Origin of the sequence: Amycolatopsis suaedae (assembly GCF_004214935.1) — a bacterium.
GTDB lineage: Bacteria > Actinomycetota > Actinomycetes > Mycobacteriales > Pseudonocardiaceae > Amycolatopsis > Amycolatopsis suaedae.
Window position 1 is genome coordinate 18,299 of record NZ_SFCC01000003.1, and the last position, 25,514, is coordinate 43,812.

A 25,514-nucleotide genomic window follows, 5' to 3' on the forward strand; every position below is an offset into this window, starting at 1 on the left:
CGTAAGGCAGCAAGGGAGCGTTAGTGCTCCGGTCAGGGCGAGAAGGCGTTGCCGGTGGCGATCTTGGGGCGGCCCAGCTCGACCGGCTCGCCGGGGCGGGCCCTGCGGTAGACGGCGGCGGTCTCCCTGGCGATCCGCGCCCAGTCGAAGTCGGCGGCGAGCCGGGCCTGCGCCGCGTCGGCCCGGGTGCGGGCGGCACGCTGGTCGGCCAGCACCGTCTCGACGGCCGCCGCCAGCGCGCCCACGTCACCGGGGGTGAACGCCAGGCCGGTCTGGCCGTCGATCACCACCTCGCCGAGCCCGCCCGCGGTCGACGCCACCAGCGGCGCCTTCGCGGCGGCCGCCTCCAGCGCGACGATGCCGAACGGCTCGTACCGGCTGGGCAGCACGACGGCGTCGGCGGCGGCCAGCACGGCCCGCAGGTCGGCGTCGGACAGGTGCCCGACGAAGTCCACGGCCCGCCGGACCCGCAGCTTGCGGGCCTGCTCGACCAGTTCCTCCAGGTGCCGCCCCTTGCCCGCGACCACCAGCCGGGTCCCCGGATGTGCCCTGCGGACCCGCGGCAGCGCGCTGAGCAGGTCCTGGACGCCCTTCTCCCACTCCAGCCTGCCGAAGTACAGCAGCAGTGGTGCGCCTTCCGGGCTGTAGGTCAGCCGCGCGTGCTCGACCTGCTCGACCGGCACCTGCCAGCCCCGTTCCTCGATGCCGTTGTGGATCACGGTGATCTCGGCGGGATCGACCTCGAACAGGTGCCCGACCTCCGCCCGCATGGCCTGCGAGCAGGTGATCAGCGCGTCGGCCCGGTTGGCCAGCCACCACTCCACCGAGTGCACCTGCTGGTTGAGCGGATGCGACAGCCAGCCCGAGTGCCTGCCCGCCTCGGTGGCGTGGATGGTGCCGACCAGCGGCACCCGCGCCATCTCGGCCAGCGCGATCGCGGGGTGGGTGACCAGCCAGTCGTGGGCGTGGACGACGTCCGGCCGCCAGTCGCGCAGCAGGTCCGATCCGGCGCGGATCATGGCGTGGCCCATCGCCAGCGTCCAGGCCACCAGGTCACGCTCGAACGTCACGTGCATGGGGTCCTCGGCGACCCGGATGATCCGGACGTTCTCGACGACCCGGTCGGTACGGGGATGCGTCGCCGCGTCGGTGCCCGCCGTGTGCCTGCACAGCACGACCACCTCGTGCCCGTCGGCCGCGAGATGCCTGGCCAGAGCGTGTACGTGCCGCGCGAGGCCGCCGACGACGACGGGCGGGTACTCCCAGGACAGCATCAGCACACGCATGTCTGGAGGTTACTCGTGAGTCAAGAGCCGGACGCACGCCCGGCCGATTGCACCAGTCCGGCGGATCGGCCAATGTATCCCACAGGAATCGACAAGAGTCGACAAGAGAGGACAGCCCATGTCTCCAGTGAGTCGCAGGGTTGCCGTGGGAGCCGCGCTGGCCGGCGCGGCGACAGTGGCTGCGGCCTCGCCGGCCGCGGCCGGCGAGGCCACCGACCGGGGCAGGCAAACCGCGGTTGGCCGCCTGTACGAGCTGGCCCGCGGACGTCAGCGCGCGGTGGTCGCCGGGGTGTCGGCCACGCTGCTGTCCTGGCGCAGCGACGGCGAGGAACTGCTGCTCACCCACTCCGCCGACTCGATCGGCGAGGGCTACATGGGCAAGACGATCCTGCCCTGGCCCAACCGCATCGACCACGGCCGCTACACCTTCGGCGGCAAGGAGTACTCCGTCCCGATCAACGAACCGGGCCGCGACACCGCGCTGCACGGCCTGCTCAGCTTCACCGAGTGGACGCCGGTCCGGCACACCCGCGACCGGGTGGTGCTGGAGACCCAGCAGCACCCGCACTACGGCTACCCGTTCCACCTGCGGTTCCGCGCCGAGTACCGGCTCGACGCCCACGGCGTCACGAACACGCTGACCGCGCACAACATCGGATCCGGGCCCGCGCCGTTCGGCACCGCCAACCACACCTACATCCGCGCCGCGTCCGGCAAGCTCGACGGGATGGACCTGGAGCTGGGCGCGAGCACGTACTACGTGGTCAACGACCGGCTCATCCCCACCGGCACGGCTCCGGTCGAGGGCACGCCGTACGACTTCCGGCAGCGCCGCACCGTCGGTGCCACCGTGATGGACACGGCGTTCCGCGACCTGCGGCGCGGGCCCGACGGGCTGGCGGTCGTCGGCTTCACCAGGCCCGGCGGGCAGAACGTGCGGCTGTGGATGGATTCCGGCTACGACTACCTGCAGGTCTACACCGACGACTTCCCGCAGGGCCACGCACCGCGATCAGGACTGACCGTGGAGCCGGTGAGCTGCGCGCCCAACGCGTTCAACACCGGCGACGGCCTGGTCACCCTCGACCGCGGCGGGCGCTGGCAGGGCACCTGGGGTATGCGGGTTCACTGAGCCTCGAACGGACCTCCGCTGGACAGCACCCGCACCGGGATGCCGAGCAGCTGGCCGGGCAGGCGCTCGGCCGCGGTCTCGGGGTCGGTCGCCAGCACGTCGACGGTCGGCGTGCCGGCGAGTTCGCCCTGGCCGACACCGACCACGCCGGGGACCTCGTCCAGCCAGCGGGTGGCGGCGGCCAGGGCGGCGTCCACGTCGGACTGTGTCACGGGTGCACCCTGATGCCGAGCAGTGCCTGCACGAGCGCGATCCGGTTGACCACGGTCACCACCGGTGAACCGGCGAACAGCAGGCCGACGGCCCTGCCGTCGAGGTCGGCCACCAGGCTGCCCGAGTCGCCGCCTGCCGACATGTCGGTGGTGAGCAGCTGCTGTGCGAACCGGGCCACCTTGCCGCCGCCGTAGTTGACGTCCACGGTCGCGTTGATGTTGGTGATCCGGCCGGTGGTCCAGTTGGTGGTGCGCCCGGTCTTCTGCACGACCGTGCCCACCGCGGGTGCCGCGTTGACACCGCGGAGGTCGCCGACCCAGTAGATGCGGCGGTCGAGGTCGTGGAACTGGCCCTCGGCGATCGCCGCGTCGACGAAGTTCAGCGGGATCGGCTGGCCTGCCTGGATGAACTTGATCGGAACGAACCGGGACAGCCGCGCGATGGTGTCGGCGGGGAACGTGCCGCCGTCGAACGGCCCGGGCTGCAGGATCGGGTCGCCGATCGAGGCCGCGTTGGAGTTGGCCAGCACGTGGTTGTTGCTGAGGATGTAGTACCGCGCCGGCTTGCCGGGGAACGCGGCGGTGTCGTAGACGGCCGTGCCGAACGTACCGGCGGTGATCTTGAAGTGGCCGACGCTGACGCCGCCGAACGCCGGCCGGAAGCGCTTGGCCAGCAGGTACGGCCCGGCCTGCTGACGGGCGGCCTCGTCCGGCCTGGACAGGGTGACCTCGCCGGTGTCGTCGGTGGCCAGCAGCGCGCCGTTCTCCTTCGGTGGGGCCGTCGGCAGGCCCGCGGTGCCTGCCTGCAGGACGCCGACCTCCTGTACGTCGGTCTGGAAGCCGGACAGTTCGGCGGGAACCAGGTCCGCGGCGCGGACGGTGTCCCGCGGCAGTTTGGCGTCGACCAGCACGGTGATCGCGCGCTCGCCGGTGTCGGTACCGCCGGTGTACTTCGTGCCCAGCGCCACGCCGACAACGTTCTGCCGGGCGAGCAGGTCGGCTTCCGTCTCAGCCTGGACGGCCGCCAGGGGCGCGTACTCCTCGGGGAACATGTTGTTCTCGATCATGCGATCGCACCTTTCGTTGGATGTGCCTTGGTCAGCCGTGGTGGCCGAGCACGAGCAGGGCGAGCGGACCCGGGCGGCGTAGGGGGCGGTCGCGGGGCATGCGTGGGCAGTCGGCCAGCCGGAGCGCGGCCGACATCAGGTCGTCCGGGCGGGCCGCCGGGTGCCGGGTCACGCGCGGCGGGTGCCACCGGGGTGAGCTGCGCGGTGATCCGGTCATGCCCGACGGCCTCCTCCCCGGCGCGGGTCCGGCTTCCAGCCTGCGCCGCACGCGGGCCGGGGCTGAAGGGCCGTTGGTCCCCGGCAGGTGGGGCCGAACGGTCCCTGCCGAAATGGTCGAACGGCTCGCAGAGTGGAAGTCGACGGTAGTGGCGGTGAGAAATGATCACGGTATTCCTGGTCGACGATCACGAAATCGTCCGGCGCGGGGTCGCCAGTCTCCTGGGCAACGATCCGGAACTGGAGGTGGCAGGCGAGGCGGCAACGGTCCGGCAGGCAATGGCGAGAATTCCGGCGTTACGTCCGGACGTGGCCGTGCTCGACGTCCGGTTGCCGGACGGCAACGGAATCGAGCTGTGCCGCAACCTGCGTGCCCGGCTGCCGGAACTGCGCTGCCTGATGCTGACGTCGTTCACCGACGAGCAGGCGATGGTCGACGCCATCCTGGCTGGTGCCGACGGTTACGTCATCAAGGACATCCAGGGGCTGGCGCTGGTGTCGGCGGTGCGGCAGGTGGCGGCGGGCCGGTCGCTGCTCGACGGCAGGGCGGCCAGGGTGCTGCGCGACCGGCTGGCGGCGGGTGATCGGATGAACCGACCATTGGAAGGGCTCACCGACCGCGAACGGAGAATGCTCCGGCTGATCAGTGAAGGAATGACGAACCGGCAGATCTCCGAGGAAATGCATCTCGCCGAGAAAACGGTCAAGAACTACGTGTCCCGGCTGCTGGCGAAACTCGGAACGCACCGGCGCACGCAGGCGGCCGTGCTGCTCGCGAAAATGCACGAGGAAAATCATCCGGATTAATGCATCGAGTGCCCGAACGGAGCTGTCTTCCCGGCCCGCCGGGTGCGATTCTGGTTCGGTGACAGGTCAGGCGGTGTCGGACGAGATCGCGGTCGCCGAGCGCGACCGGGTCGCCGACGAGCTGCACGACCACGTGATCCAGCCGCTGTTCGCCGTCGGCCTGGTGCTGCAGGGCATTCTGCGCTCGACGAGCTCGCCCGCCGTGCGGGCCCGCGTCGGCAGCAGCCTGGCCGACCTGCAGGAGGTCGTGACCAGCCTGCGGCAGACCATCCTCGACCTGCACGAGCGGCAGGACTGACGGGCGGGTCAGAGGGCGCGGGCGTCCAGGTGGCCGAACGGGCCGTCGTCGGCCCGCAGCCGGGCGGCCACGCCGACGGCCCGGTCGCGGTCGGCCGGGCCGAGCAACGCCGCCAGCTCGTCGAAGCGAGCCGTGTGCACCTCGGCCCGCGAGCGGGCGTAGTCCGCGGCGGAGTCCTTGGTCACCATGAACGCCCAGTCACTGGACAGCGCCAGCAGTGCCTCGGTGACGAGCTGGTCGCGCACCGGGTCGCGGGCGATGCCGGGTTCGCCGACCGCGGCCAGCAGCCGCCGCTGCAGGGCGGCGCCGCTGGCGACGAGGTCGGCGACCTGCTCGCCGTCCCACACCCGCCAGTCCTTGCCCGACCCCCAGGACGACGCCGGCAGGTCTACCGGCGCGCCGAGGTGCCCGGCCTCCAGCGCCCCGCGCAGGGTGGTGACCCGCACGCCCGCGTCCGGCAGCGCCCGCAGCACGGCCTCCAGCCACGCCGGTCCCTCGTGCCACCAGTGGCCGAACAGCTCGGTGTCGTAGGCCGCGACGACCAGCCCCGGCCTGCCGTCGCGCTCGCGCAGCGACCGCAGCCGGGTGACCACGGTGTCGACGAAGTCCTTGACGTGCGAGCGCAGCGTGTCCGCCGCGAGCGCCGGGTCGTAGGGTGCCTTGCCCGCCGGTTCGATGTGCTTGCCGGTCACCCGCGACGGCTTCAGGCCGACCCGGTGATCCCAGGTGTGGAAGTCGCGGTACGCGCCGTGGCCGGGGTAACCGGCCTTCGGCGACCACACCCGGTAGGTGACCTCCAGGTCGCGGCCGAAGCAGACGACGTCGGACTCGCCGACGGTGCGCGCGGCGGCGGTGTCACCCCGCAGCGCGGGACCGTCGACGAGGAACCGCCGCACGCCCGCGGCGGCGTAACCCGCCTCCATGCCGGGCTGGTAGCCGCATTCCGGTGCCCAGATGCCGTCCGGCCGGTGCCCGAGCCGGAGCGCGGTGTCGTCCAGCCCGGTGCGCAGCGCGAACGCCCGCACCCGCGGGTCGAGCAGCGGCTGGAACGGGTGGGTCGCCGGGCCGCCGAGAAGTTCCAGCGTGCCCGCGTCCAGCAGGGGGCGCAGCACCGGCGAGAAGCCGTGCCGCCAGCGGCTCTCGAACTCGGCGATCGCCGCGTCGGCGGACCGGTGCTCGGCGGCGGCCAGGTCACGCAGCAGCGGCTCGCCCCGCCACAGCGTCGACGCGTGCCGTGCCCGCAGCTGCCAGTCGCCGAGCCAGTGGTGGAAGGCACGCAGGCAGTACGGGTCGTCCAGTTGCGCGGCCAGCACCGGGGTGACGCCGAGGGTGAACACGTCGCGGCGGCCCTCGTCGGCGAACCGGCGGGCCAGGTCGAGCACCGGCAGGTAGGAATGCGCCCACGCCTGGTAGAGCCATTCCTCGCCGACCGGCCAGGAACCGTGGTGGGCCAGCCAGGGCAGGTGGCTGTGCAGGACAAGGCAGAACGTGCCCTCATGGCTCACCGGCGCACCGCCACGGCGATCAGGTCGAGGCTGCGCTCGACGTCCTCGGGGCCGATCCGGAAGTCGGCGGTGGCGATGGAGCCGACGTCGGCCAGCAGCGTGGCGGGCCAGCTCGCCTGGCCGGGCAGCTCACCGAGCACCACGGCGAGCTGGGCGTCGATGATCGAGCCGCTGTGGCGGGCGTCCAGCTCCCGCAGCCGGGGGCCGTGGCCGAGGCCGTCCAGCCGTTCGACGGCGAAGCCCGCCTCGCGGAGTAGTTCGTCCAGTTCGGACGGTGCGAGTTCCCTGGTGTGGTACGGGTTGAGCGGGGTGTCGCTGTCGGGGGTGAAGGTGAGCCGGTTGGGCGTGGTGACCAGCAGCCTGCCGCCGGGCCGCAGCACCCGGTGACACTCGGCGAGGAACCCGGCCTGGTCCCAGAGGTGCTCGATGACCTGGAAGTTCGCCACGACGTCCACTGTGGACGAACCGAGCGGCAGCGTGGCCAGGTTGCCCTGGATCGGGCGTACCCGGGGATAGGCGGCGGAGACGTGGGTGACGCTCGGCGCGTCGTAGTCCAGCGCGATCACCCGCGCGGCCGTGCCGGCGATCAGGTCGGCGCCGTAACCCTCGCCGCAGCCCGCCTCCAGCACGGTCGCGCCCGCGCAGTAGGGCAGCAACGCGAGATAGGCGGCCTCGTGCCGGCGGAACCAATAATTTTCCTCCGGTACGCCGGGGACCGTGCGCTCCCCCGTCAGGTGCAGGGCAGCGGCTCTACCTGCGGAAACATGCACTCGGCGGCCCGTTCTCTCGTCGTGCTCGTAACGCGTGTCGCCCCTGAACTTACCCACCGGTACGGCGCTGTCGGTCGTTGGGACGACACTCGGCCCGCTTCGGCCTGGCTACCGTGCCGGCGCATGACGACTGGTTACGAGGTCGATCCGGAGGCGCTGCTGGCGGCCGCGCGTCTGATCGGTGCCACCGTCGGGGCGGTGGACCCGGCCGCGCTGTCCGGGGTGGCCCTCGGCGAGGAGGCGGCCGGGCATCCGGGTGTGTCGGCCGCCGTCGCGGAGTTCTGTGCGACCTGGGGCGAGGCGGCGAAGGTGCTGGCTCAGCGGGCGACCTCGGCGGGGGAGACGCTCACCGGTGCCGCATCGGTCTACGAGACGACGGACGGCGACGTCCGGCACTCGGTCCTTCTCCTGGGGGCGTAGCGCATGTGTGCCGCCGAACTCGGGCAGACCAGCGACCCGAAGGCCCTGATCCCCGGCGAGGCGACCGCGCTGACGACGGCCGCGGCCAGCCTGCGCGGACACGGCGCCGTGCTCGAGGACGTCGCGGCGGGGCTCTCCGGTGTCAAGATCGACGGCTGGTTCGGCTCGGCCAGCAACGCGTTCTGGGACAGGTTCAACCCCGAGCCGGCACACTGGCGGCGTGCCGCCGACGCGATGACAGCCGGGGCGTACGCCCTGGAACGGCAGGCCGACGCGGTGCGGGCCGCCCAGCTGATCGCCGAGGAAGCCATCGAGCTGTGGGAGCAGGGCGAACAGGCCACCCGTGCGGCCGAGGCCGCACGCGCCGGGAAGGCCGACGGCGAGCCGGAGGTCACCGACCCGGGCGAGGCGCTGCGGCAGGAAGCACGGCAGGTCCTCAATCGTGGCAGGGAACAACTCGAGGAGATCGGGTCCGCGGTCGCCGAGGTGCTCGCGAGCCACGGCGGTTCCGCGCCCGGCGCACCGCCGTGGCTGGTGGCCGCCGGGTCGGCGAACTTCGGGCTCCGCGGCGAGGTGTCCGGCCTCGAGGTGTCCGGCATCTTCGCCGGTGAGTCCCCGTCCATCACCGGGAAGATCGGCGAGCACTCCGACACGTCACGGTGGTTCGACAAGGACCGCTGGGGAGGCGAGGTGGCCGAGGCGGGGCCGGGCAGTCTCTACGACGCCCTGGACCGGCTCGCCAAGGGCGACGAGCCAGGCGACGCCGGCCTCGAGATCGAACTGGGCTCGATCTCACGCACGGCCGAGTTCACCACCGCACAGGCCGCGGCCGGGTTCTCCGGCCAGGTCGGCGACCTGGCGGTGGCGGGTGCCGCCGAGGCCAAACTGGGTGGTGAAGCCGAGGGCAAGGTCACCCTCACCACCGAGGGAGTCAAGGCCGAAGGCAAGGCGTTCGTCGGCGGGCAGGCCTCGGTCGCGGGTGAGATGCGGCACGGCGAGTTCGCGGCCAGCGGCTCCGCCGGGGTCAAGGGTGGCGCCGAGGCGACGGTGTCGGCCGAGATCGGCACGGACGGGGTCCGCGCCGACGCGGGTGCCAGTGTCGGCGTGACCGCCGAGACGAAGGGTGAGGTCAGTCTCGGGCCGGGAGAGCTGGGAGCGTCCGGTGAGGCGTTCGCCGGAGCGGAAGCCGAAGGCAATGTCTCCCTCGACGAGCGCGGCCTGCACGCCGGCGTCGAGGCGTTCGCGGGCGCCAAGGCCGAGGGCGAGGTGCACGCCGACGTCGGCGGCATCGGCGCGGGGCTCACCGGAGAGGCCTGGGCCGGGGTCGGTGCCGAGGCGAACGTCGACTTCGGGTTCGACGAGAACGGCACGTTCACCATTGGTGGCGAGGTGGGTGCCGGGCTGGGCGTCGGTGGCAAGGTCGGCGGCGAGATCACCATCGACCCGGCCAAGGTGATGGAGACGGCACAGGGCGCGGGCGCGGCGATCTCCGACGGTGCCGCCAAGATGGCCGACTTCGGTAAGGACCTGGCCGGTGCCTTCGGTGGGTAGCATCGCGCTCGGAACGCTCAGGAGGCCGTGGTGACCAAGACCCTGCCGATTCCGCTGCGGTTTCAGCTGCCTGCCGGCTGGCGCCCGGCGCCGCCGGAGGAGGTCGGCGCACCCGGTGCCGCGTTCGTGGCGCTGCAGCCGGACCGGGCCGACGGTTTCGTCGCCAACATCACCGTCGACGGAAACCTCCGCCCCGACCGGCCGGAGCTGGCCACGGTGGCCGACGACTCGGTCGACCGGCTCAGGCACACGGGTGCGGTCGAGATCGCGGACCGGCAGCACGTCGGTACCGACGCGGTTCCCGGGCTGAACCAGGTGCTGCGGCTGAGCACCACGGCCGGCGGTGCGGCGCTGGATCTGGTGCAGTGCCAGGTATACCTGGGTCTTGCCGACGAGTCCGACCCCGCTCGTTACGCGGTCGTCGAAATGGTGCTCACCGCGACGCCGGCACAGCTGCCGGACGTGATCGACGACTTCCAGCGGTTCGTTGCGTCCGTACAGACCCCGTAGCGCGCAGCGGTCTAGACCTTTCCGGTGGGCCGCGCTACATTCGTCTGTGGTCTAGACCACAATCGGGGTCAGTCTCACCGCTTCAATGGAGAACCGTCATGAGACGCACCAGAAGACGATTACTCAGCGCACTCACCGTGACACTGCTCGCCGGCGGACTGCTCGTCGCCGTCGGCAGCCCGGCCATGGCGGCGGGCCGGCTACGTGCCGCGTTCACCTTGTCCGGCAACACGGGCGAATACACCGTCACCAACCCCAGCACCGAGACCGTCGCCAACTGGAGTATCACCTTCACCGTGCCCGCCGGGGTGACCGCGACCAGCGGGGCGCACGGCACGGTGTCGCAGAGCGGCAACCAGGTCACCCTCACCCCGGCCTTCTACATCGCCAGCCTGGGGCCGGGCCGGTCGACCTACCCCTACAGCCCGACCGTCCAGCTCAGCACCGGCACCACGCCGACGACCTGCCGTATCGACGGCGGGAACTGCGACGGCTCGCCCGACACTCCGCCGACCGTGCCAGCGAACCTGCGGCTCGTCGCCAAGACGACCACCACCGTCGCCCTCGCCTGGGACGCCGCGAGCCCGGGTTCGCTGCCCGTCGCCGGGTACGACGTCTACCGCGGCACGACCCTCGCGGCGTCGGTCACCGGTACCACCGCGTCGATCTCGGGGCTGACCCCGAACACCGCCTACAGCTTCACCGTGCGGGCCAGGGACGCCAACGGGACGGCGTCCGCGCCGAGTGCCGCGCTCGCGGTGACCACCAACAATCCCGGCGACGACACGCAGGCGCCGAGCGTTCCCGGCGGGCTCCGTTCGACGGGAGCCACCGCGGGCAGCGTCAGCCTCGCGTGGAACGCGTCGACGGACAACACCGGTGTCGTCTCCTACGACGTCTACCGCGGCACGACGCTGGCGACGACGGTGACCGGGACGACCGCGACGGTCACCGGCCTTTCACCGTCCACTTCGTACTCGTTCACCGTGCGGGCGAGGGACGGTTACGACAACGTGTCCGCCCCCAGTGCCGCGCTGACCGCGCGCACCGGCGACATCGTGCAGGGCCACGCGAAGGTCGGCTACTTCGTCCAGTGGGGCATCTACGGCCGCCAGTACTTCGTGAAGAACCTGGTGACCAGCGGCCAGGCGAGCAGGCTGACGCACCTGCTGTACGCGTTCGGCAACATCGACCCGGTCAACCTGACCTGCCTGTCCGGCGTCACCAAGGGCACCTCACCGAACCCGCAGGATCCGAACCAGGGTGACGGCGCCGGCGACGCCGAGGCCGACTACTCGCGTCCGATGTCGGCCGCGCAGTCCGTCGACGGCGTCGCCGACACGGGCTGGGAGCCGTTGCGGGGCAACTTCAACCAGCTGAAGAAACTCAAGGCCCGCTACCCGAACCTGAAGATCCTGATCTCACTCGGCGGCTGGACGTACTCGAAGTACTTCTCCGACGTCGCGGCGACGCCGGCGTCGCGGCAGAAGTTCGTCGCGTCGTGCATCGACACCTACCTGAAGGGCAACGTCAAGCCCTACGGCGGGGCGGGCGGCCCCGGAACGGCGGCCGGGATCTTCGACGGGATCGACATCGACTGGGAGTGGCCGGGCAGCCCCGACGGTCACCCGGGCAACCACTGGAGCCCCAACGACAAGCAGAACCTGACGGCCCTGCTCGCCGAGTTCCGTACGCAGCTGGACGCCTACGGCGCGACCACCGGCAAGCGGTACGAACTGCAGGCGTTCACCCCGGCCGACCCGGCGAAGGTGACGGCCGGCTGGGATCTCGGCAAGGTGTTCGACTACCTCGACGTCGCCAACGTGCAGGGTTACGACTTCCACGGCGCGGGCAGCGACAACTCGTGGGAGCCGAACCGGACCGGGCACCAGGGCAACCTCTACGCCGACGTGCACGATCCGTACCCGTTCCACTTCAGCGTGGAGAACGCGGTCAACGCGTACACGAACGCCGGAGTCAACCCGCGGAAGCTGACCATCGGGCTCGCCTTCTACGGCAGGGGCTGGCAGAGCGTGCAGGCGGGACCGAACAACGGTGAATGGCAGACCGCCAACGGCGCGGCACCCGGCCAGTTCCCCGAGGAGGCGGGGACCCGTGGCTACTCGAACCTGGTGGCCAGCGTCCCGAACTGCACCGTCACCCACGACACGCAGGCCGTCGCCACCTCGTGTTACACGGGCAACGGTGGGCAGTGGTGGTCGTTCGACGACGTCTGGTCCATTCAGCAGAAGGTCGCCTGGCTCCGGTCCAGAGGCCTGCTCGGGGTCATGGCGTGGGACATGTCCGGTGACACGGCCAACGGCTCACTGATGGCCGCGGCGCACAACGCCCTCGGCTGACGGTCTCGGCAGCCCCGTCACATCCGGCGGGGCTGCCGAGTCCAGAGGGTATGCAACCAACTGTGACCAGGCTGGCCCTGCTGCTGTTCGCCGCCGTCGGGCTGGTGGTGGGATTCTGGGCCGCTGTGCTGCCGATGTCGTTCTACTCCGACTTTCCCGGCTTCCGGCCCGGCTGGGTGTCCGCCGACGGCCCGTTCAACGAGCACCTCGTCCGCGACGTGGGCGGGATGTTCCTCGCGCTGGGTGTGCTGGCGGTCGGCGCCTTCGTGATGCGCACGAACGCCGTGGCCAGGCTGACCGGACTGGCGTGGCTGGTGTTCGGCGTGGTGCACGCGGCGTATCACCTGCTCCACCTGCACGTGTTCGAGCCGGTGGACCAGGTGATCAACGCCGTCGGGCTGGTCGGCCTCGTCGTGCTGGCCGCCGTCGTGGTGTTCCTGCCCGCGCGGACGGCTCAGTAGCTCTTACCGTGGCCCTTCTTGCCGCGCAGGCGGTCGAACGCGTCCTTGGCCTGCTTGCGGGTGTGCGGGTCCTTGGCGTACCGCTTGGCCTGGTTGATCGCCCTGCGTCCCTCCGGGCTCTTGGCGAAGCGCATGATCTTGTTGAACAGCCCTGCCATCAATCCTCCTGCGCACGGCGGATATGTCCGGTTCGATTGTCCAACGTATCGACCTCGTACGCAGTTCCGCCCGCCGCCCGCGAGCGGCCCGTTCGCGCGAGTCGTACGTTCTGACGCGCGAGTTGTACGTTCCCGCGCGGGCCCGGCAGTCGGGTGGTGTGCGTGAAGGTGGAGTTCGCGTGCGGGAGCGTGGGACTCGCGTGCGCGAAGGTGGGACTCGCGGGGCCGCGGGGTGAGAGGCGCGTCTCACGGTATGAACTCCACGCTCGTGCACGCGAGTTCTACGTTCCGGTACACGAGTTCCACCTTCGTGCACGGTCACCCGCCCCGGACTTTGCCGGGGCCCTGGTATCAGATGCCGTGAGGGCTCCTTCACAGCAAGGCGGCGGGCGCTCAGCCGGCGGGGGAGACCGTGATGCCGAGGGCGCCGGGGCCGACGTGGGCGCCGATGACGGTGCTCGCCTCGGCGACGACCAGGTCACGCACGTCGCGCACCCGCTTGCGTAGCTGGTCGGCCAGGTCGAGGACCTGCTCGTCGTCGCCGAAGCGCACGACCGCGACGTCCACCGGCCGTGTGCCCGCCCTGTCGACGGCCAGGTCGACGAGCTTGGCCTGCGCTCGCCGCCGTCCCGGTACCCGGCTCACCGGCCGCACCTCGCCCTCGCGCACGGTGAGCAGCGGCTTGAGCGACAGCGCCGTGCCGACCCACGCCGCGGCGCCGCCGATGCGGCCGCCCCGGCGCAGGTAGTCCAGGGTGTCGACGTAGAGCAGTTCGGTGCTGGTCTGCGAGCGGTAGGTGGCGGCGTCGAGAACCCGGCGCAGCTGCGCGCCCGCCGCGGCTGCCCGCGCGGCGGACAGCGCGGCGAAGCCGAGGCTCATGCCGGTGGTCTGGCTGTCCACGACGTGCACCGGCACCGGCGTCTGCTGGGCGGCCTCCTGCGCGGCGCGCGCCGTCGCCGACATCCGGCCGGAGATGTGGATGCTGACCACCGCGCTGGCGCCCGACGACAGTGCGTCCTGGTAGGCCCAGAAGAACGCGCCGACCTCCGGCGGCGAGGTGCTCACCTCCTCGCCCGCCCGCATCGCGGCGATCAGCTCGGGGCGGTTGAATCTGTGCTCGTCGTCGAGGCGGTCCCCGACCTGCAGCTGGACCTGCACGACCCGGATCCCCCACTGCGAGGCGAGCTGGTCGGGAATGCAGGCGGTCGAGTCCGTAATCACCGCGACATGGTTCGACACAGTGAGGCAGGTTAACCCGAACGCACGCCTGTCCCATAGGCCGGACGGCCGGTGGGCAAACTATTGGGACGATGGTCCCGGTAAACGACGCATCCAGGTGAATGCCGTCACCTCGGTGGGCCAGGACGCCCGATCTGCGATTGACTACTGGCGAGTAGAGCCCAAGCGGGAGGTCGAAGAAGACCCATGACGAACATCGTTGTCCTGGTCAAGCAGGTGCCCGACACCTACTCGGAGCGCAAGCTGTCCGAGAGTGACCACACGCTCGACCGCGAGTCCGCCGACGCGGTCCTCGACGAGATCAACGAGCGCGCCGTCGAGGAGGCGCTCAAGATCAAGGAGGCCGGCGAGGGCGAGGTGACGGTGCTGGCCGTAGGCCCGGACCGTGCCACCGACGCCATCCGCAAGGCCCTCTCCATGGGCGCCGACAAGGCGATCCACGTATCCGACCCGGCGCTGCACGGTTCCGACCTGCTGGCGACCGCGAAGGTCATCGCCGCCGCCGTGCGCAAGGTCGAGGGCGTCGACCTGGTCATCGCCGGCAACGAGGCGTCCGACGGCCGTGGTGGCGCGGTTCCCGCGATCGTCGCCGAGCTGCTCGGCCTGCCGCAGCTGACCCACGCCCGCCAGGTCACCGTCGAGGGCTCCACCGTGAAGGTGGACCGGGAGACCGCGGACGAGGGCCTGACGCACCTCGAGGCGAACCTGCCCGCGCTGATCAGCGTGACCGAGAAGATCAACGAGCCGCGCTACCCCTCGTTCAAGGGGATCATGGCCGCCAAGAAGAAGCCGGTGGAGACGCTGACCGTCGCCGACCTCGGCGTCGACGCGGGCGAGGTCGGTCTCGGCAACGCCTGGTCCGCCGTCGTGGAGGCCGCGCCGAAGCCGCCGCGGACCGCGGGCCAGCGTGTCGAGGACGAGGGCGACGGCGGCACGAAGGTCGCCGAGTACCTGGTCGCGCAGAAGCTGATCTGACCCGGTTCGAGCGAGGAGACATAGACAATGGCTGAGGTTCTGGTACTCGTCGACCAGGTCGACGGTGAGGTCAAGAAGGTCACCCTGGAGCTGCTGACCGCGGCGCGCGCGCTCGGTGAGCCGTCCGCCGTCGTCGTCGGCGCCCCCGGCACGGCAGGCAAGGTGAAGGACGCGCTGGCCGGGCACGGTGCGGCGAAGGTCTACGTGGCGGAGTCCGACGACGCCGTCGGCTACCTGGTGACCCCGAAGGTGGACGCGCTCGAGACGCTGGCACAGCGGGTTTCCCCCGCGGCCGTGCTGGTCGCCGCGACCGCCGAGGGCAAGGAGGTGTCCGGCAGGCTCGCCGTGCGGCTGGGCTCCGGCCTGCTCTACGACGTCGTCGGGGTGAACTCCGACGGCACCGTCGAGCAGTCGGTCTTCGGTGGCGCCTACTCGGTGAAGTCCAAGGCTGCCAAGGGAACGCCGGTCATCTCGGTGCGTCCCGGCTCGGTCGAGGCTGAGGCCGCCGACGGCGCCGCCGCCGAGGAGACCGTCGAGCTGCCCGCGATCGACGCGGCGAAGTCGGCGAAGATCACCGGCGTCGAGCCGATCGTCGGTGGCGACCGTCCCGAGCTGACCGAGGCGTCGGTCGTCGTGTCCGGTGGCCGCGGTGTCGGCTCGGCGGACAAGTTCGACGTGGTGGAGAAGCTGGCCGACTCGCTGGGTGCCGCCGTCGGTGCCTCGCGGGCCGCGGTCGACTCCGGCTACTACCCGGCGCAGTTCCAGGTGGGCCAGACCGGCAAGACCGTGTCGCCGCAGCTCTACATCGCGCTCGGCATCTCCGGTGCCATCCAGCACCGGGCTGGCATGCAGACGTCGAAGACCATCGTCGCGGTCAACAAGGACCCGGAGGCGCCGATCTTCGAGATCGCCGACTTCGGTGTCGTGGGCGACCTGTTCAACGTCGCCCCGCAGCTGACCGAAGCGGTGAACCAGCGCAAGGGCTGAGTCCCGCCCGCCCTGCCCAAAGCACGTGAAGGCCACCTTCACTACGTGAGACGTAGTGAAGGTGGCCTTCACGTGCTTGCGCGTAGTACAGGCGGATGACATGCCGTTGACCTTGGGGCGCAGAGCTGCCAACCTGAGACAAAGCTGAGAACCGCACGTTCACACAACGTGCATTCCAAGGTCACCGCGCCGCAGCGGCGATGGTCGATTCGCGGAGTTACACCTAGGGCATGACGCGGTCACAGTTGCTCGTCAGCACTGATCAGCCCGGCGTCGAGCTACCGGCGGACGCCGCGCGGTACTCCCTGCTCGTCGCACACGACAACGCCGAGGTGGATGCCGCGCAGCGGTTGCGCCACCAGGTCTTCGCGCAGGAGATGGGGGCCACCCTCAACTCTCTCCGCCCGGGATCGGACGTCGACGCGTTCGACGAGTTCTGCGACCACCTGGTGGTCCGGGACGACCGCACCGGCGACATCGTCGGGACCTACCGGATGCTGCCGCCGGAGCGTGCGGCCGCCGCCGGCCGGCTCTACTCCGACACCGAGTTCGACCTCGGAGCCATCGACGGGCTGCGGTCCTCGCTGGTCGAGACCGGCCGGTCCTGCGTGCACCCCGAGCACCGCACCGGTGCCGTGGTGAGCCTGGTGTGGGCGGGCATCGCCCGCTACATGCTGCTGTCCGGCCACCGTTACCTCGCCGGCTGCGCGTCGGTCCCGCTGGCCGACGGCGGAGCGTACGCCGCCGGTGTCTGGGACACCCTGCGCGCCAAGCACTACGCGCCCGACGACCAGCGGGTCCACCCGCTGAACCCGTGGGACTGCGGCGACATCGCCCGTGCCGACCGGACCGTCCTGCCACCGCTGCTCAAGGGTTACCTGCGGCTCGGCGCCAAGATCTGCGGCCCGCCCGCACTCGACGCGGACTTCGGCGTCGCCGACTTCTTCGTCCTGCTCGACCTGCACAACGTCGACCAGCGGTACCTGAACTTCTTCCTCGGGATCAAGGGATGAGGCACCCGTGGATGCCGGCTTCGCCGTGTGGTGACAGTTGCCTCACCACCGGCGAGCCGACGGTCGGCCTGCCACGGCGGATCGGCCGGTTCGCCGCGGCCATCGGCGTGGTCCTCGCCGCGGTGGCCTGCGCGCCCGTTCTGGTCGTGCTCGGCGGTAAGGCCCGGATGCGGTTGCTGCGCCGGGTGTTCCGCGCCGTACTGCGGGCCTTCGGCGTCCGGCTGGTCGTCCACGGAGGCAGGTCGTTCGCCGAGACCCTGCCCGGGCGTGGCGCCCTCGTGGTGAACAACCACATCTCCTGGCTGGACATCATCGGCATCAACGCCCTGCGCCCCATGCGGGCACTGGCCAAGGTGGAGATCCGGAGCTGGCCGGTGCTGGGCTGGCTGGTCGCCCGGGGCGGCAGCCTGTTCCTGGACCGCGAGCGCCTGAGCACCCTGCCGGCCACCATGAGCGGGCTGGCCGACGCGCTGCGCGGCGGCGCCGTGGTCAACGTCACGCCGGAGGCCACCACCTGGTGCGGGCGGGCGTCCGGCCGGTTCACCACGGCGACGTTCCAGGCCGCCATCGACGGCGGTGTCCCGGTACGGCCGATCGCGCTGCGGTACCGGCTTGCCGACGGCAGGGAGACCACCCACCCCGCGTTCATCGGCCCGGAGTCGCTGATCGCGTCCCTGCGCCGGGTGGCCCGGCTGCGCGGGCTGGTGCTGGAGATGTTCGTCTGCCCGGAGATCGCACCCGGCCGGGCGGCCGACCGCAGGGAACTCGCCGCGCTCGCCGAGGCCGCCGTCAGCGCGGCGCTGGGCACCGTGACGATCCCGGCACAGCGGCGCCGGAAGTTGACCTCCACCGCACTGGAGGTTGCACCGTGACCGTATGACGATCGAAGCCGCCCCGCGTGGGGTGCTCTGGACTCCGGAACACCGAACTGCCACCGCGGGGCTGCTTCTGGTGGTCACTCTGGTCGCGTTCGAGGCCATGGGCGTGGCGACCGCCATGCCGACGATGGTCGCCGAACTACGCGGCGAGGCGCTCTACGCCTGGCCGTTCACCGCGTTCCTCATCGCCAGCGTCATCGCCACAGTGCTGTCCGGAAGGCTCGCCGATCGCAGGGGGCCGGGACCCGCGCTGCTGATCGGCCCGGTCATCTTCCTGGTGGGACTGCTGGTGGCGGGCCTGGCGCAGAACATGGCCATGCTGCTGGCCGGACGGGTCCTGCAGGGCCTGGGCTCCGGCGCGCTGATGGTGTCGTTCTCCCTGCTGATCGGCCTGGTGTTCACCGACCGGGAACGGCCGGTGATGTACGCGGCCAATGCCGCCGCGTGGGTACTGCCCGGCGTGATCGGGCCGTGGATCGCCGGCATGGTGACCGAACAGGTCGGCTGGCGGTGGGTGTTCCTCGGGCTGGTGCCGCTGGTGATCGTCGGGCTGGTCCTGCTGGTGATCGTGGTCCGCAGGCTGGACCCGCACGTGCCGGGGGAGAGCGGCAGGCGGGCCGGGGTGCTGGCCGCGGTGGCGGCGACCGTCGGCGTCGCGGCGCTCACCTGGGCCGCGCAGCACCCGTCGGCGGCGTCGCTGGTGTACGGCGGCGCGGCGCTGGTGGTGCTGGTGCTGGCGTTGCGCGGGCTCATGCCGGCCGGGACCCTGCTGCTGCGGCCGGGTCTGCCGACGGTGACCGCGGCACGCGGCCTGATCGCCGGTGCGTACGCCGGGATGGAGGCGTTCCTCCCGCTCACGATGAGCACCGTCCACGGCTACAGCGTCGCCATGGCCGGCCTGCCGCTGACGGTGACCGCGCTGGGCTGGTCGGCGGCGTCGTTCGTCCAGGGCCGGTTCCCCGACTGGTCGCGGGAGGCGTTGCTGCGCACAGGGTTCGCGCTGGTGGCGGTGTCGCTGGTGCTGTTCACGGTGGTCAGCCAGCCGTGGGCGCCGTCCTGGCTGGCGTTCGTCGTCTCGGTGGTCGGCGGTGCGGGTATGGGGATCGCCATGCCGTCGATCTCCCTGCTGTTGCTGCGGTTCTCGCCACTGCACGAGCGCGGGTTCACGATGTCGGCCAGCCAGCTCGGCGACTGGGTCGGCGCGGCGCTGGCCATCGGGCTGGGCGGGGTGCTGCTCAACGCCCTGGCCTCGCCCGCGCAGCCCTCGCCGGCCATGGCGGTGCTCGGGATCGTGCTGGGTGCGGTCGGCGTGCTCGGAGTGGTCGTCACCAGCCGGTGGCCCGCGCGGGTTTACCCTTGATGGGCGATGACCTACCTCGACCACGCGGCGACCACCCCGATGGCGCCGGAAGCCGTTGCGGCGATGAGCGAGGCGCTGTCCACCGTGGGCAACGCCTCCTCGCTGCATTCCTCCGGCAGGCGGGCGCGGCGGGTCGTCGAGGAGGCACGGGAGACGGTCGCCGCGGCCCTGGGCGCCCGGCCGTCGGAGGTCGTTTTCACTTCCGGCGGAACGGAAAGCGACAACCTCGCGGTCAAGGGGATCTACTGGGCGCGCAAGGCGGCCGACCCCGCCAGGCGGCGCATCCTGGCCAGCACGGTTGAGCACCACGCGGTGCTGGACTCGGTGCAGTGGCTGGCGGGCAACGCCGGCGCGGAGATCACCTGGATCGAGGTGGACGCCACCGGCCGGGTGACCACCGACGCGCTGCGTACCGCCCTCGCGGGCGACCCCGGATCTGTGGCGTTGGTCACCATCATGCAGGCCAACAACGAGGTCGGCACCGTCAATCCGGTCGCGGACCTGGCCGCCGTGTGCGCGGAGCACGGCATCCCGTTGCACACCGACGCGGTACAGGCCGTCGGCGCGATCGAGGTGGACTTCGCCGCCAGCGGCGCCGCGGCGCTGACCCTGACTGGGCACAAGGTCGGCGGTCCCTACGGCGTGGGCGCGCTGCTGCTGGGCCGGGACGTGGAGTGCCAGCCGGTGCTGCACGGCGGTGGGCAGGAGCGGGAGGTGCGCTCGGGCACGCTGGACGTTCCGGCCATCGTCGGCTTCGCCACCGCGGTCGACGCGGCCGTCAAGGCCCGGCCGGTGCGGGCGCCGAAGCTCGCGGCACTGCGGGACGAGCTGGTCGCCGGGGTGCTGCGGCAGGTGCCGGACGCCGTGCTCAACGGCTCCCGCGAGCACCTGCTGCCCGGCCACGCCCACCTGACGTTCCCCGGCTGCGCGGGCGACAGCCTGCTGATGCTGCTGGACGCCAAGGGGATCGAGTGCTCCACCGGCTCGGCCTGCACGGCGGGTGTCGCGCAGGCCAGCCACGTGCTGCTGGCCATGGGGGCCAGCCCGGCCGCGGCCCGCGGGTCGCTGCGGTTCACACTGGGACACACGTCGACCGCCGCCGACGTGGCGGCGCTGGAGGCGGAGATCGGCGGCGTGGTGGACCGGGCCCGCAAGGCGGGACAGGCGGGAATGCGGAAGGTAAGGGTCTAGTGCGAGTACTAGCGGCGATGAGTGGCGGTGTCGACTCCGCCGTGGCCGCCGCGCGTGCGGTCGACGCGGGGCACGACGTCGTCGGGGTGCACCTGGCGCTGTCGGCCAAGCCCGGCACGCTGCGGACCGGCGCCCGCGGCTGCTGCACGATCGAGGACTCGCACGACGCCAGGCGTGCCGCCGACCTGCTCGGTATCCCGTTCTACGTCTGGGACTTCGCCGAGCGGTTCACCGAACAGGTGGTGGAGACGTTCGTCGGCGAGTACGCCGCGGGCCGTACGCCCAACCCGTGCGTGACGTGCAACGAGAAGATCAAGTTCGAGGCGCTGCTGGAGAAGGCGATGGCGCTCGGCTTCGACGCCGTCGCCACCGGCCACTACGCCCGGCTGTCCGTTGTGGACGGTGTGCCGGTGCTGCGGCGCAGTGCCGACCTCGGCAAGGACCAGTCCTACGTGCTCGCCTCGCTGGAGCCCGAGCAGTTGCGGCACGCGATGTTCCCGCTCGGCGGCTCGCACAAGTCCGACGTGCGCGAGGAAGCGCGTGAACGCGGGCTGGCCGTGGCGCGTAAGCCGGACAGTCACGACATCTGCTTCATCCCCGACGGCGACACCCGCAAGTTCCTGGAGGACCGCATCGAGTCCCGGCCGGGTGACCTGGTCGACGCCGAGACCGGCGCGGTGCTCGGGCGGCACACCGGCGTGCACGGGTTCACCGTCGGCCAGCGCAAGGGCCTGGGCATCGACGCGCCCGCACCGGACGGCAAGCCGCGGTACGTGCTGTCGCTGGAGCCGGTGTCCGGCACGGTGACCGTCGGATCGGCCGAGGGACTCGGCGTGCGGACCATCGAGGCCGACCGGGCGGTCTGGCCCAGCGAGCAGCCGCTGGACGGGCCGACCGAGTGCGTCGTGCAGGTGCGGGCGCACGGCGGGGTCGTGCCCGCGGTCGCCGAGGCCACCGCCGACGGCAGGGTGACCGCGCGGCTGCGGGAGCCGCTGCGTGGCGTCGCTCCCGGGCAGGTTCTGGTGCTCTACCGGGAGGACGCCGACGCCGGCGACCTGGTGCTGGGCAGCGCGAAGATCGCCGCTACGGCGTAGTCCGGCGTAGGGTGCCGGGCATGCGTTCCAGCACCGTCGCCGACATCCTGCGCCGCAGCGCCCGCCGGGTCCCGCAGCGGGTCGCCCTCCGGTTCGCCGGCCGCCAGTGGAGCTACGCCGACCTGGACGACGCCGTCACCAGGGCGGCGGCGCACCTGCTCGGGCTCGGCCTGCGTAAGGGCGACCGGGTGGCCGCCTACGGCCGCAACTCCGACGCCTACCTGATCGGGTTCCTCGCCTGCGCCCGTGCCGGGCTGGTGCACGTGCCGGTCAACTACAACCTCACCGGTGGTGAGCTGGAGTACCTGCTCAGCCAGTCCGGCAGCCGGGTCGTCCTCGCCGACCCGGACCTGGCGTCCAAGGTGGACGGACGGGAGACGCTGGCGCTGCGGGACGCGCCGGGTTCGCTGCTCGACGTCGCCGGGTCCGGCGAGGTGCCCGCGCTGGACGCCGAGGTCGCCGACACCGACCTGGCCCAGCTGCTCTACACGTCCGGGACCACCTCGCTGCCCAAGGGCGCGATGATGACCCACCGGGCGCTGGTGCACGAGTACCTGTCCTGCATCGTCGCGCTCGACCTCACCGAGGACGACGATCCGCTGCATGTGATGCCGCTCTACCACAGTGCGCAGATGCACGTGTTCCTGCTGCCGTGGCTGGCCGTCGGCGCCACCAACGACCTGCTGGAGACCCCCGACCCGACCGAGATCCTGCGCCGCCTCGCCGAGAACGGGCACCGCGCGTTCTTCGCCGCGCCGACCCTGTGGGTGGCGCTGGCCAACCACCCGGAGTTCGCCGAGCTGGACCTGACCGGCCTGCGCAAGGCGTACTACGGCGCGTCGATCATGCCCGGCCCGGTCCTCGGCCGGCTCCGCGAGGCCATGCCGGACCTGGGCTTCTACAACTGTTTCGGGCAGTCCGAGATCGCCCCGCTGGCCACCGTCCTGCGGCCGGAGGAGCACGCCGACCGGCCGGACTCGGCCGGCCGCGCGGTGCTGTTCGTCGAGCTGCGGGTGGTCGACGCGAACGGCGAGGACGTCCCGCCCGGAGAGCCGGGGGAGGTCGTCTACCGCTCGCCGCAGCTGTGCACCGGGTACTGGGACAAGCCCGAGGAGACCGAGGAGGCCTTCCGCGGCGGCTGGTTCCACTCCGGCGACCTCGTGCGGGTCGACGAGGCCGGGTACCTGTACGTGGTCGACCGGATCAAGGACGTCATCAACACCGGCGGCGTGATGGTCGCTTCCCGCGAGGTCGAGGACGCCCTCTACACGCATCCCGCGGTCGGGGAGGTCGCTGTCGTCGGCCTGCCCGACGACAGGTGGATCGAGGCCATCACGGCCGTCGTCGTGCGTTCCGGCGAGGTGGAGGCCGACGAGCTGCTGGCACATGCCCGCGAGCGGCTCTCGTCGTTCAAGGTGCCCAAGGCCGTGCACTTCGCCGACGACCTGCCACGCAACGCGTCCGGCAAGATCCTCAAGCGGGAGTTGCGTGACCGCCTCGGCTGAGCGCCGCGTCGATGGTGAGCGCGCAGGCGACCACCATGCTGGCCAGCGGGTCGGGCAGGTGTCGGTGCACGCGGACCTCGTAGCTGTCCTCGGGGTGCTCGGCTGACGCCGTTACCCTGGCGACCTCGTCGCCGTCACTGTCGCGGATGGACAGATCGTTGCCGTCGGCGTGAACCGCGCCGACCTCGCTGCCGTCGACGACGAGCAGACCCCGCCCCGGCACGATCTCGCCGATCGGCGTGTGATCGGCCCTGCTCACCAGCAGCCGCTCCTTCAGCTGCCTGGTCACGCGCAGCACGATGCTGTGGTTGGCGTCGCGGACCTCGAACCGCTGCGTCACGTGCTCGCCGTGGTGGCTGAGCCGCCGCAACACCTTCTTCAGCGTGCCCTGCTCGGCCCACACCACCGAGCCGACCGCTTCCCGGTGCTGGTCGTACACGCCGTACTCGCGGGCCGTGCCGACCTGCCGCGGCTGCCTGCCGACGAGCAGGACGGGCTCGGTGAACAGGGTTCCGCCGCCGACCGGGCGGGTGCGCTCGGACCACGCCCTGCCGTCCCACCACCGCTGCCGCTGCGGCTGGGTTCGGTCGGCGTACCAACCGGGGCGCCTCGGGCTCGTCATGCCGCATCACCCTAATCGCGAGCGGCCGATCATGGGGGTGACCAGGCGATATGCGTCAGATGTCCGGCTGCCGTGTCGCGGTCAGCGGGCCCCAGAGCACATGAAGGCCACCTTCACCACGTCAGACGTCAGGGTCCCGGCAAGTCCGGTGACCGTGGTTACGGCGCTGTTGCGAGGGGCACCTTGGTTGCGAGATTCGCCAGGATGGTGCCGTTGGTTGCGGGTGTGGGGTCTCGTTCGTGGTGATCGGTGGTGCCGTTGTGGTGGCTGGGGCGGGTGGGTCAGGTGGGTTGGTGTGAAGGCCGAGTGTGTGTCGTCTGATGTGATGAAGGTGGCCTTCATGCGCTTCGCGGCCCGGGTGTCGCAACCTCGGTGAGCACAGTGAGCACAGCGGGCTCGGCAGCCTCACCGGCCACCACGAACGAGACATGCCACCCGCACCGGCTGTGCCGTGAAGGGGGGCCGTCACGGGCGTCTCGTGTCAGGGTCCCGGCAAAGTCGGGTCGCGGGCAGGCGAGGTGGCTGGTCTTGAGCGTGGAACTCGTGTACTGGAACGTAGAACTCGTGTGCCGGAATGCAGAACTCGCGTGCGTGAGCGCAGAACTCACGATGTGGACCGGGTTCTCACCTGGTGCCGGTCGGCCGCGTGAACGGGCCGGTCGCGCGAGTTGTCCGTTCCCGACCCGCGAGTCGACCGTTGCGGACCCGCGAGTTGCACGTTCCCGCCTGCCTGGTCCCACTGTCCGGCGCGCCAGTCCAGATCGCGGGACGAGCCCCTGTCCTCGGGTGGCCGAACGGGCCGCTCGCGCGGCCCTGCCGGGGCCGGAACGCGAGTCTCGCCTTCCGGAACGCGAATGACGCGCTCCGGACCACCCGACTTTCCCGGGGCCCGACGTCTCACGTGGTGAAGGTGGCCTTCACGTGCTTCGAGCCGTTCCGCAGCCGGTCAGTCGTCGCCGCTCTCGTTGATCAGGCGCTCCAGTTCCCGGCGCAGCAGGCCCAGCCTGGCGTCGGCCAGCAGGGGGATCTCCCGGCGCCTGCGGCGGACCGCGGTGACGTCGACGTCGACGAAGGTCAGCGACTCCTCCCAGGTCGCCGCCGTGGCCACCACCGAGCCCCACGGGTCGATCACCCGCGAGCCGCCCCAGAACCGCACTCCCGCCTCGTCACCCACCCGGTTGACGAAGATCACCCAGCATTGCTGCATGCGGGCGGTGAACACGAGCAGGTCGTGCCAGTACTCGGCCGGGTCGAACGAGCCCGCGGTGAGCTTGGCGGCGCTGTTGGTCGGCACCACCAGAACCTCCGCGCCGTCCTGCGCGGCCAGCCACGGCAGCATCGGCTGCCACGCGTCGTTGCAGATCAGCGTCGCGATCCTGGCGTGCCGGGTGTCGAACGCACGCATGGTCTGGCCGGGGCTGGCGTGCTTGCGTTCCTCCCAGATCAGGTAGTTCGGCAGGTAGAGCTTGCGGTGGTTGTGCAGCACCTGCCCGTCCGACATGTACAGCGCGGTGTTGTGCCGCCGGATCCGGCCGTCCTCCAGCAGTCCGATGACGACGTCCGGGCCGTGCAGGGACAACTCCGCCAGCCGCGGGTCGTCCGGCCACAGGGAGATGTCGTCGGCGAGCTGCCCCAGCGCGTAGCCGGTGAGGCTCAGCTCGGGGAACACGACGAGGTCCGCGTTCTGCGCCGCGGACTCCTTGATGATGCGTTCGGCGTCGACGAGGTTTCCTTCCACGTCGCCGAGCCGGCAGTCGGTCTGAGCCAGTGCTACCCGCATAACGCTCACCTCCTCTGTGTCGTCGATTGCCACGAAGGTACGACAGCGGTGCCGCTCCGGGCGAGACGAGCGGGGCGATCGTTCACCCGCGGACGGCACCGAGCACAATGGCGCGGC

The 25,514-nt window shown here is 71.4% G+C and carries 26 protein-coding genes; 16 read left to right on the forward strand and 10 right to left on the reverse strand.

Annotation, left to right across the window (positions count from 1 at the left end):
• Positions 1-32 precede the first annotated feature (32 nt).
• Positions 33-1,286 (reverse strand): glycosyltransferase family 4 protein, encoded by a 1,254-nt coding sequence (locus EWH70_RS06120; protein WP_130474292.1) that lies wholly within the window; start codon positions 1,284-1,286, stop codon positions 33-35.
• A gap of 118 nt (positions 1,287-1,404) precedes the next feature.
• On the opposite strand from EWH70_RS06120, the gene EWH70_RS06125 reads away from it, so the two are divergent.
• On the forward strand, positions 1,405-2,418 hold the full coding sequence (locus EWH70_RS06125) for an aldose 1-epimerase family protein (protein WP_130474293.1): 1,014 nt from the start codon (positions 1,405-1,407) through the stop codon (positions 2,416-2,418).
• Here the strand turns inward: EWH70_RS06125 and EWH70_RS06130 are convergent.
• From EWH70_RS06130 to EWH70_RS06140, 3 genes are read right to left on the reverse strand one after another with little or no spacing between them, the layout of a single operon-like run.
• Entirely contained in the window at positions 2,412-2,630 is a 219-nt protein-coding gene (locus EWH70_RS06130; protein WP_130474294.1) for a hypothetical protein, read from the reverse strand. The two genes, EWH70_RS06125 and EWH70_RS06130, sit on opposite strands and share 7 nt — an antisense overlap.
• Positions 2,627-3,697, reverse strand: a complete 1,071-nt coding sequence (locus EWH70_RS06135; protein WP_130474295.1) for a serine protease — start codon at positions 3,695-3,697, stop codon at positions 2,627-2,629. The genes EWH70_RS06130 and EWH70_RS06135 overlap by 4 nt, the downstream gene beginning before the upstream one ends.
• 31 nt (positions 3,698-3,728) lie before the next feature.
• Positions 3,729-3,914, reverse strand: coding sequence for a hypothetical protein (locus tag EWH70_RS06140; protein WP_130474296.1), 186 nt, complete (start codon positions 3,912-3,914; stop codon positions 3,729-3,731).
• A 161-nt stretch (positions 3,915-4,075) separates the two neighbouring features.
• Here EWH70_RS06140 and EWH70_RS06145 point away from each other — a divergent pair, with 161 nt between their 5' ends.
• Both EWH70_RS06145 and EWH70_RS35400 read left to right on the forward strand, forming a co-directional pair.
• A complete protein-coding gene (locus EWH70_RS06145) occupies positions 4,076-4,720 on the forward strand; it encodes a response regulator (RefSeq protein ID WP_130474297.1) in 645 nt (214 codons plus the stop codon).
• A 58-nt stretch (positions 4,721-4,778) separates the two neighbouring features.
• Entirely contained in the window at positions 4,779-5,018 is a 240-nt protein-coding gene (locus EWH70_RS35400) for a histidine kinase (RefSeq protein ID WP_165436172.1), read from the forward strand.
• Between the two features lie 8 nt (positions 5,019-5,026).
• Here the strand turns inward: EWH70_RS35400 and EWH70_RS06155 are convergent, their stop codons facing one another.
• Both EWH70_RS06155 and EWH70_RS06160 read right to left on the reverse strand, forming a co-directional pair.
• On the reverse strand, positions 5,027-6,523 hold the full coding sequence (locus EWH70_RS06155; RefSeq protein WP_130474299.1) for a 1,4-alpha-glucan branching protein domain-containing protein: 1,497 nt from the start codon (positions 6,521-6,523) through the stop codon (positions 5,027-5,029).
• The gene (locus EWH70_RS06160) at positions 6,520-7,293 is read right to left on the reverse strand and encodes a class I SAM-dependent methyltransferase (RefSeq protein ID WP_130474300.1); all 774 of its coding nucleotides are present in this window, start codon (positions 7,291-7,293) and stop codon (positions 6,520-6,522) included. The genes EWH70_RS06155 and EWH70_RS06160 overlap by 4 nt, the downstream gene beginning before the upstream one ends.
• Before the next feature lie 123 nt (positions 7,294-7,416).
• Here EWH70_RS06160 and EWH70_RS06165 point away from each other — a divergent pair, with 123 nt between their 5' ends.
• The 5 genes from EWH70_RS06165 (at position 7,417) to EWH70_RS06185 (ending at position 12,595) form a co-directional block, all read left to right on the forward strand.
• Positions 7,417-7,713, forward strand: a complete 297-nt coding sequence (locus tag EWH70_RS06165; protein ID WP_130474301.1) for a hypothetical protein — start codon at positions 7,417-7,419, stop codon at positions 7,711-7,713.
• A gap of 3 nt (positions 7,714-7,716) precedes the next feature.
• Positions 7,717-9,264, forward strand: coding sequence for a putative T7SS-secreted protein (locus EWH70_RS06170; protein ID WP_130474302.1), 1,548 nt, complete (start codon positions 7,717-7,719; stop codon positions 9,262-9,264).
• A gap of 30 nt (positions 9,265-9,294) precedes the next feature.
• The gene (locus tag EWH70_RS06175) at positions 9,295-9,774 is read left to right on the forward strand and encodes a hypothetical protein (RefSeq protein WP_130474303.1); all 480 of its coding nucleotides are present in this window, start codon (positions 9,295-9,297) and stop codon (positions 9,772-9,774) included.
• Between the two features lie 185 nt (positions 9,775-9,959).
• On the forward strand, positions 9,960-12,134 hold the full coding sequence (locus EWH70_RS06180; protein WP_420809040.1) for a glycosyl hydrolase family 18 protein: 2,175 nt from the start codon (positions 9,960-9,962) through the stop codon (positions 12,132-12,134).
• 62 nt (positions 12,135-12,196) lie between these two features.
• Complete coding sequence (locus EWH70_RS06185) at positions 12,197-12,595, forward strand: hypothetical protein (protein WP_338078563.1); 399 nt, start codon at positions 12,197-12,199, stop codon at positions 12,593-12,595.
• Here EWH70_RS06185 and EWH70_RS35405 read toward each other — a convergent pair.
• Positions 12,589-12,753, reverse strand: a complete 165-nt coding sequence (locus EWH70_RS35405) for a hypothetical protein (protein ID WP_165436173.1) — start codon at positions 12,751-12,753, stop codon at positions 12,589-12,591. The genes EWH70_RS06185 and EWH70_RS35405 overlap by 7 nt on opposite strands.
• Positions 12,754-13,146: 393 nt before the next feature.
• Entirely contained in the window at positions 13,147-13,992 is an 846-nt protein-coding gene (locus EWH70_RS06190) for a DegV family protein (protein ID WP_130474306.1), read from the reverse strand.
• A 186-nt stretch (positions 13,993-14,178) separates the two neighbouring features.
• Between EWH70_RS06190 and EWH70_RS06195 the strand changes: the two genes are divergently transcribed.
• The 8 genes from EWH70_RS06195 (at position 14,179) to EWH70_RS06230 (ending at position 22,995) form a co-directional block, all read left to right on the forward strand.
• A complete protein-coding gene (locus EWH70_RS06195; RefSeq protein ID WP_130474307.1) occupies positions 14,179-14,967 on the forward strand; it encodes an electron transfer flavoprotein subunit beta/FixA family protein in 789 nt (262 codons plus the stop codon).
• A 27-nt stretch (positions 14,968-14,994) separates the two neighbouring features.
• A complete protein-coding gene (locus EWH70_RS06200) occupies positions 14,995-15,954 on the forward strand; it encodes an electron transfer flavoprotein subunit alpha/FixB family protein (RefSeq protein WP_130474308.1) in 960 nt (319 codons plus the stop codon).
• Positions 15,955-16,184: 230 nt separating this feature from the next.
• Positions 16,185-16,967: a GNAT family N-acetyltransferase gene (locus EWH70_RS06205; protein ID WP_130474309.1), complete on the forward strand. Its 783-nt coding sequence runs from the start codon at positions 16,185-16,187 to the stop codon at positions 16,965-16,967.
• Positions 16,964-17,839 carry a lysophospholipid acyltransferase family protein gene (locus tag EWH70_RS06210; protein ID WP_130474310.1) on the forward strand — a complete coding sequence of 292 codons (876 nt, stop codon included), beginning with the start codon at positions 16,964-16,966 and terminating at the stop codon, positions 17,837-17,839. The genes EWH70_RS06205 and EWH70_RS06210 overlap by 4 nt, the downstream gene beginning before the upstream one ends.
• Positions 17,840-17,843: 4 nt before the next feature.
• Positions 17,844-19,205 carry an MFS transporter gene (locus EWH70_RS06215; protein ID WP_130474311.1) on the forward strand — a complete coding sequence of 454 codons (1,362 nt, stop codon included), beginning with the start codon at positions 17,844-17,846 and terminating at the stop codon, positions 19,203-19,205.
• A gap of 6 nt (positions 19,206-19,211) precedes the next feature.
• Complete coding sequence (locus tag EWH70_RS06220; protein WP_130474312.1) at positions 19,212-20,396, forward strand: cysteine desulfurase family protein; 1,185 nt, start codon at positions 19,212-19,214, stop codon at positions 20,394-20,396.
• Complete coding sequence (gene mnmA / locus EWH70_RS06225; RefSeq protein WP_130474313.1) at positions 20,396-21,490, forward strand: tRNA 2-thiouridine(34) synthase MnmA; 1,095 nt, start codon at positions 20,396-20,398, stop codon at positions 21,488-21,490. Before EWH70_RS06220 ends, mnmA begins: the two co-directional genes overlap by 1 nt.
• A gap of 11 nt (positions 21,491-21,501) precedes the next feature.
• Entirely contained in the window at positions 21,502-22,995 is a 1,494-nt protein-coding gene (locus EWH70_RS06230; protein WP_130474314.1) for an acyl-CoA synthetase, read from the forward strand.
• Here EWH70_RS06230 and EWH70_RS06235 read toward each other — a convergent pair.
• Together EWH70_RS06235 and EWH70_RS06240 are read right to left on the reverse strand one after the other, a co-directional pair.
• Positions 22,964-23,617: a DUF2510 domain-containing protein gene (locus tag EWH70_RS06235; RefSeq protein ID WP_130474315.1), complete on the reverse strand. Its 654-nt coding sequence runs from the start codon at positions 23,615-23,617 to the stop codon at positions 22,964-22,966. The genes EWH70_RS06230 and EWH70_RS06235 overlap by 32 nt on opposite strands.
• Before the next feature lie 946 nt (positions 23,618-24,563).
• The gene (locus EWH70_RS06240) at positions 24,564-25,397 is read right to left on the reverse strand and encodes a nitrilase-related carbon-nitrogen hydrolase (RefSeq protein WP_130474316.1); all 834 of its coding nucleotides are present in this window, start codon (positions 25,395-25,397) and stop codon (positions 24,564-24,566) included.
• Positions 25,398-25,514: the final 117 nt, after the last annotated feature.